The following is a 1,804-nucleotide window of genomic DNA, read 5'->3' as shown; positions in this document are numbered from 1 at the left end:
GGCGACTTCCAGTGCTTCTCCGCCGAAGATGACGAAGCGGAGCTGGTCTTGGGTGTCGGGGGTGCGGAGGCGGGCGTCGGTGAGGCGGGTGAAGGCTCCCGGGGTCTGGCACAGCACGGTCACCCCGGCCGAGCACACCAGCTGCCAGAGCTCGTCCGGTGCCCGGACCACATCGCTGGGGACGACGAGGAGTTGGCCGCCGTGGAGGAGGGCGCCCCAGATTTCCCATACCGAGAAGTCGAAGGCGTAGGAGTGGCACAGCGCCCAGACGTCGGAGGGTCCGAAGCCGAACCATTCGTCTGTCGAGGTGAACAGGCGGGCCACCTGGCGGTGCTCGACCAGCACGCCCTTCGGGGTCCCGGTGGATCCTGAGGTGTAGATGACGTAGGCCACGTCCGCGGGGGAGACCGCTACGGGGACATTGTTGACCGGGGCGTCCGTGAAGTCCGTGGCCAGGTCCCACACCACAAGATCGGCGGGGGCGGTGGTCTGGATCAGGGCTGCCGCATCGGTGCCGTCGGTGAGGACCACGACGGGCTGGGCGTCGGCGAGCATGAACGCCACGCGCTCGGCCGGGTACGACGGGTCCAGCGGCACATACGCGCCACCCGCCTTCAGCACACCCACGACGGCCGCCAGCAGCCCCACGCCCCGCTCGGCGCAGATCCCGACCCGTGCACCAGGGCTCACGCCCTCCGAGCGCAGTCGGTGCGCGATCCGGTTCGCCTGCTCGTTCAGCTCCCGATAGGTGACCCGCGTATCGCGGTGGACGACCGCGACTGCGTCGGGGGTCGCAGCGGCCTGTGCCTCGAAGATCTCGTGCAGGCAGCGCTCGGGATCGGCTGAGGAATCGGTGGGGTTGAACCCGTCGACCAGCTGCGCACGCTCCGCCGCAGGGACCACATCCACGTCGGATACCGGCAGAGCCGGAGCGTCGCCCATCGCCTCGGTCAGCTCCCGCAACGCGGCCGTCAGCAGCCCGCACACCCGCTCCGGGTCGAGTCGGTCATCCACTTGGGCCGTGATGCCGAATCCGGCATCCCCGACACCAAGGTCGTCGACCGAGACCACGACGGGGTAGTTGGTGCGCTCCTCGCTGTGCAGCACCTCGACCCCGGACATCGCCGCGTCGGCCGCGGCCGGGTCCGCCGGGGCGCTGTGCCGGTAGTTGAGCAGGCTGGTGAACAGCGGAAGTCCCGCCGGGACCTGGCTGCAACCTTGGGCGAGCACGAGCGGGGCGTGTTCGTGGCGCAGCACCTCGGCCAGGAGGCCATGGGTGTCCCGGACCGCGTCCAGCACACCTCGGGCGCCGACATCGACGCGTACCGGCAGGGTGTTGATGAACAGCCCCAGACCACGATCCGCACCGGTTCCGGCCTGCATACGGCCGAACATCACCGTGCCGAAGACCACGTCCGAGCGGCCGGTGAGCCGGGACAGGACCATGCTCCACGCCAGGTGGCACACACTCGCCGGGGACACCCCCGCCTGGCGGGCCCGCTCCCGGACCGTGCGGGCCAGGGCAGGGTCCACGTCGACGTGTGCCTCGGCGATGCCGGTGCCATCGCCGCGGACGTCGAGCAGGCCGTACGGGGCGGTCGGCTCGTCCACTTCGCCCAGCAGGCCGGTGAAGAACTTCTCGTGTTCTTCACGGCTGGTGCCGAGGACCGCTTGGGCCACGACGTTGCGGTACGGCACGGGCTCCGGCAGGGCAGCGGCGTGGCCGGTCAGCAGGGTGCCGATTTCCTTCTGCACCACGTCGAGCGTGGTGTGGTCGCCGATCAGGTGGTGCATCAGCACCATC

The 1,804-nt window shown here is 70.2% G+C and carries 1 protein-coding gene; it reads right to left on the bottom strand.

Going from position 1 to position 1,804, the window contains the following annotated elements:
* Positions 1 to 1,804 (bottom strand): non-ribosomal peptide synthetase (locus LCH29_RS43880; RefSeq protein ID WP_446467275.1); only part of this gene is annotated, 1,804 nt, incomplete at both ends.

This window comes from Streptomyces sp. BRA346, from assembly GCF_052851135.1.
Note: the sequence above shows the minus strand (reverse complement) of the source record. Positions and strands in the feature narration are given on the sequence as shown.